At 55.6% G+C, this 5,642-nt stretch carries 2 tRNA genes and 3 rRNA genes; all 5 read right to left on the bottom strand.

The annotated features are described in order from the left end of the window. Positions 1 to 19 precede the first annotated feature (19 nt). The 5 genes from rrf to D7W82_RS38000 all read right to left on the bottom strand — a co-directional run bounded on the left by rrf (position 20) and on the right by D7W82_RS38000 (position 5,531). A 5S ribosomal RNA gene (rrf, locus tag D7W82_RS38020) occupies positions 20 to 136 on the bottom strand. A gap of 181 nt (positions 137 to 317) precedes the next feature. Next, a 23S ribosomal RNA gene (locus D7W82_RS38015) occupies positions 318 to 3,284 on the bottom strand. A gap of 292 nt (positions 3,285 to 3,576) precedes the next feature. Further along, a tRNA-Ala gene (locus D7W82_RS38010) sits at positions 3,577 to 3,649 on the bottom strand. Between the two features lie 57 nt (positions 3,650 to 3,706). Then, positions 3,707 to 3,783, bottom strand: a tRNA-Ile gene (locus D7W82_RS38005). A gap of 210 nt (positions 3,784 to 3,993) precedes the next feature. Continuing rightward, positions 3,994 to 5,531 (bottom strand): 16S ribosomal RNA (locus tag D7W82_RS38000). The 16S, 23S and 5S rRNA genes sit together here with 2 tRNA genes alongside, the layout of an rRNA operon. Positions 5,532 to 5,642: the final 111 nt, after the last annotated feature.

The following is a 5,642-nucleotide window of genomic DNA, read 5'->3' as shown; positions in this document are numbered from 1 at the left end:
CCAGGGGCTTTCAAAAAGAATCCGGCAGCGACCTACTCTCCCACGCGGTTTCCCGCGGAGTACCATCGGCTCTGGAGGGCTTAACTTCCGTGTTCGGGATGGGAACGGGTGTGACCCCTCCGACATTGCCACCGGAAAAGCGAATGACGGTGCATACGAAGGGTAAGTTGCAAGCTTCTGCTTGAGTGAAGCCTCTTCGAGAAGTCGAAGAAGCAATTGAAACAGCTGCCTTCCGGGCGGACGCGCTCGTGGCGTCCTGGCCTCGGCCTTGGCCCCGAGTCCCTTACTCCCCTTGAGGGGGCATGCAAGAGAATGGGGGAAGTAAGCCTCTCGACTTATTAGTACTGGTTAGCTTAACGCGTTACCGCGCTTACACACCCAGCCTATCAACGTGGTAGTCTTCCACGAGTCTTCAGGGGCTTGCGCCCGGGATACCTGGTCTTGAGGTCGGTTTCCCGCTTAGATGCTTTCAGCGGTTATCCAATCGGCACATGGCTACCCAGCGATGCCTCTGGCGAGACAACTGGTACACCAGCGGTGCCTCCAACCCGGTCCTCTCGTACTAAGGTCAGAGCCTCTCAAGTATCCTACGCCCACAGCAGATAGGGACCAAACTGTCTCACGACGTTTTGAACCCAGCTCGCGTACCGCTTTAATTGGCGAACAGCCAAACCCTTGGGACCTGCTCCAGCCCCAGGATGCGATGAGCCGACATCGAGGTGCCAAACCTCCCCGTCGATGTGAACTCTTGGGGGAGATAAGCCTGTTATCCCCGGAGTACCTTTTATCCGTTGAGCGATGGCCCTTCCATTCAGGACCACCGGATCACTATGACCTGCTTTCGCACCTGCTCGACCTGTCGGTCTCGCAGTCAAGCTCCCTTATGCCATTGCACTCGACGCCCGGTTTCCAATCGGGCTGAGGGAACCATCGCGCGCCTCCGTTACTTTTTGGGAGGCGACCGCCCCAGTCAAACTACCCACCAGACAGTGTCCCAGTCCCGGCTGACGAGACGTGGTTAGACACCAGAAATCAGCAGGGTGGTATTTCACCGTTGCCTCCACCGAACCTAGCGGCCCGGCTTCAAAGGCTCCCACCTATCCTACACAGCCAATCCCTAGTGTCACTGTCAAGTTGTAGTAAAGGTTCACGGGGTCTTTCCGTCTTGCTGCGGGTAAACTGCATCGGCACAGCTATTTCAATTTCGCTGAGTCCCTCTCCGAGACAGTGCGGAAGTCGTTACTCCATTCGTGCAGGTCGGAACTTACCCGACAAGGAATTTCGCTACCTTAGGACCGTTATAGTTACGGCCGCCGTTTACTGGGGCTTCGGATCATCGCTTCGCCTTGCGGCTGACGAATCCCCTTAACCTTCCAGCACCGGGCAGGAGTCAGACCCTATACGTCGGCTTGTCGCCTTCGCAGAGTCCTGTGTTTTTGGTAAACAGTCGCTACCGCCATTTCTCTGCAACCTCTCTCGGCTTCGGCTGTACGCCTACACCTACCAGAGGCCCACCTTCTTCCGAAGTTACGGTGGAAATTTGCCTAGTTCCTTGGAGGAGAGTTCTCTCAAGCGCCTTAGGATTTTCTCCTCACCCACCTGTGTCGGTTTGCGGTACGGACACCCTGCAGACTCCCTGCGGGACTTTTCTTGGAAGCCGAGCATCAGCGACTTACCCCTTGCGGGGCGCCATGGGGTCTCGGGGATGACTGCCGCGCCTTTATTCGTACGCGACACCCCTACGCCTTTAGACTGACACAACCACCGGTCAGCTCGCCTAGCTTTCTCCGTCCTCCCTCAGTTCAACGTCTGCAAGATGGCGCAGGAATATTAACCTGCTTGCCATCACCTACGCCTTTCGGCCTCGGCTTAGGACCCGGCTAACCCTGGGAAGATTAACTTGACCCAGGAAACCTTGGGTTTACGGCGAGGGGGTTTCTCACCCCCTTTATCGCTACTCATTTCGGCATCAGCACTCCCAGTCGCTCCAGCGGCCTTTTCAGTCCACCTTCGCTGCAACTGGGACGCTCCCCTACCGCCATGCATGCCAAACATGCATGACCCGAAGCTTCGGCACTAGTCTTGAGCCCCGTTACATTTTCGGCGCGGCCTGTCTTGACCAGTGAGCTATTACGCTTTCTTTAAAGGATGGCTGCTTCTAAGCCAACCTCCTGGTTGTCAATGACCTGCCACATCCTTTCTAGTGTTCACTTAGACTAGATTTGGGGGCCTTAGCTGTCGGTCTGGGTTATTCCCCTCTTGCCAATGGACGTTATCACCCACTGACTGCGTCCCGGGATAACAATTGCCGGCATTCGGAGTTTGATACGGTTTGGTAATCTGGTGAGACCCCTAGCCGTTTCAGTGCTCTACCTCCGGCATTGAATTACCCGAGCCGATACCTAAATATCTTTCGGGGAGAACCAGCTATCACGGAGTTTGATTGGCCTTTCACCCCTACACACAGCTCATCCCAGAAATTTTCAACTTTCATGAGTTCGGTCCTCCATGCGGTGTTACCCGCACTTCAACCTGGCCATGTGTAGATCACCCCGCTTCGGGTTATAATACACGCAACTTAGCGCCCTATTCGGACTCGCTTTCGCTCCGGCTCCACCTAACGGCTTAGCCTCGCTACGTATATTAAGTCGCCGAATCATGATGCAAAAGGTACGCTCTCGCACTGGCTTGCGCCGTAGTGCTCGAACTGCTTGTAGACATGCGGTTTCAGGTTCTTTTGACTCCCCTCACCGGGGTTCTTTTCACCTTTCCCTCGCGGTACTTGTTCACTATCGGTCGCCAAGGAGTATTTAGGCTTACCGGATGGTCCCGGCAGATTCAGACAGGATTGCACGTGTCCCGTCTTACTTGGGTAACCCGCTCAGCTCCAGTTGGCTTTCGTGTACGCGACTATCACGCTCTTTGGTGCGTCTTTCCAGGACGCTTCCACTAGCCCTCCAGAGTCCTACCGCGGACCCGCTACCCCACCGCCATTTGCATGACGTTGGTTTGGCCTCTTCCCATTTCGCTCGCCACTACTTTGGGAATCACTCATTGTTTTCTCTTCCTCAGGGTACTGAGATGTTTCACTTCCCCTGGTTTGCTCTGCAAACCTATGAATTCAGTTTGCAGTAACGCAGCTATTCGCCGCGCTGGGTTTCCCCATTCGGACATCTCCGGATCAACGTTTGGTTGGCAACTCCCCGAAGCTTTTCGCAGCCACCCACGTCCTTCATCGCCTCTTGGCACCTAGGCATCCACCGCACGCCCTTAGTAGCTTACTTGCCCTAATCTCTTGTCGAATGCCCGCCTCCCGGCGGATTTTCGAAACTCGGAGACCAAGGCCCAGACCTCTGCTCTTCGCTAGCAGGCCCGGAAGACATTCTTTATTGCTGTTTCTCACTGCTTCTTCTTGTGTGGGAGACTTCGCTTTTGCCCCACTCAGCTGCCTCGCGGCGCCAGGTGAGACTCATTTCGAAGTCGGCACTTCTGTTGAGAACTTCACTCAGCAGAAATTGCAACTTACCCTTCGTATGCACTTGTCAAAGAACGTCCCTGCGACTTCCAGGAAACTTGTGGAGCTGATCGGGTTCGAACCGACGACATCCAGCTTGCAAAGCTGGCGCTCTCCCAGCTGAGCTACAGCCCCGACTCTCGCGTCAGCACCAGTCACTCTTTTTGTCTTCCCTCCAGTGAGGGAGAAGAGTGGTGGGCCTAGGTGGACTTGAACCACCGACCTCGCGCTTATCAGGCGCGCGCTCTAGCCAGCTGAGCTATAGGCCCAGGAGGGCTAAAGCATCGGCGAACCTTACAGCGTCCTTCATTCTCAAAGAGCCGAGCCGCCTTCGCTCGGTCCTTCAAAACCAAACAGCAAGCCCGAAGTTCATAATGGATTGTTTACCGGAAACATTGACCTAGTTAGACCTGATAGCCTTTCGGCTACTGGCATCGCCTGCTGCTCCGAAGAGTCAGCCCGATGCCCGGTCTCCTTAGAAAGGAGGTGATCCAGCCGCAGGTTCCCCTACGGCTACCTTGTTACGACTTCACCCCAGTTACCGAGCACTCCTTGGGCATCTCTTGGTGAGATGACTTCTGGAGCAATCGACTCCCATGGTGTGACGGGCGGTGTGTACAAGGCCCGGGAACGTATTCACCGCAGCGTGCTGATCTGCGATTACTAGCGATTCCTCCTTCATGGAGTCGAGTTGCAGACTCCAATCTGAACTGAGACCGGTTTTCTGCGATTAGCTCCCCCTCGCGGGTTTGCAGCGCTCTGTACCGGCCATTGTAGCACGTGTGTAGCCCTGGTCATAAAGGCCATGAGGACTTGACGTCATCCCCACCTTCCTCCGGTTTAACACCGGCAGTCCCTCTAGAGATCCACTTGCGTGGCAACTAAAGGCGAGGGTTGCGCTCGTTGCGGGACTTAACCCAACATCTCACGACACGAGCTGACGACAGCCATGCAGCACCTGTCTCTCGGTTCCCTTGCGGGCACTCCCTCATCTCTGAAGGATTCCGAGGATGTCAAGACCAGGTAAGGTTCTGCGCGTTGCGTCGAATTAAACCACATGCTCCACCGCTTGTGCGGGCCCCCGTCAATTCCTTTGAGTTTTAGTCTTGCGACCGTACTTCCCAGGCGGAGAACTTAATGCGTTAGCTACGGCACCGCGGGGGTCAACTCCCACGACACCTAGTTCTCATCGTTTACGGCGTGGACTACCAGGGTATCTAATCCTGTTTGCTACCCACGCTTTCGCGTCTCAGCGTCAGTTACCGTCCAGGTGGCCGCCTTCGCCACCGGTGTTCCTCCCCATATCTACGAATTTCACCTCTACTTGGGGAATTCCGCCACCCTCTCCGGCACTCAAGCTCTGCAGTTTCGGGCGCACTTCCTCAGTTGAGCTGAGGGCTTTCACACCCGACTTGCAAAGCCGCCTACACGCGCTTTACGCCCAATAATTCCGAACAACGCTTGCACCCTCTGTATTACCGCGGCTGCTGGCACAGAGTTAGCCGGTGCTTCTTCTCCCGGTACCGTCAAGGCAAAGCGTATTAGGCTTTACGGTTTCGTCCCGGTCGAAAGTGCTTTACAATCCAAAGACCTTCATCACACACGCGGCGTTGCTGCGTCAGGCTTTCGCCCATTGCGCAAAATTCCCCACTGCTGCCTCCCGTAGGAGTCTGGACCGTGTCTCAGTTCCAGTGTGGCTGATCGTCCTCTCAGACCAGCTACCCGTCGTTGCCTTGGTGGGCCATTACCCCGCCAACTAGCTGATGGGCCGCGGACTCATCTGGTTGTGATAGCTTGTATACAGAGGCCACCTTTTCCCTCAGTCTCCGAAGAAACCGTGGGCTTATCCGGTATTAGCCAATCTTTCGACTGGTTATCCCAGGCATCCAGGCAGATTATCCACGTGTTACGCACCCGTGCGCCGCTCTACTAAGGGTTGCCCCCATTCGCGCTCGACTTGCATGTGTTAGGCACGCCGCCAGCGTTCGTTCTGAGCCAGGATCAAACTCTCCAATTGTATTCTTGGTTTGCTTGAACCGGCGTTCCCCGAGACCCGGCTAAGGAGTCTCGGCTCGCTGATTCGTCGGCACTTCCCTCTCGCTGCGCTTTTCAGCGCTGCTCTTGAGGT

The organism is Corallococcus sp. CA049B (assembly GCF_003611685.1).
In the GTDB taxonomy this organism is placed as follows: Bacteria; Myxococcota; Myxococcia; order Myxococcales; family Myxococcaceae; genus Corallococcus; species Corallococcus coralloides.
This window is presented reverse-complemented; position numbering and strand designations above follow the sequence as displayed.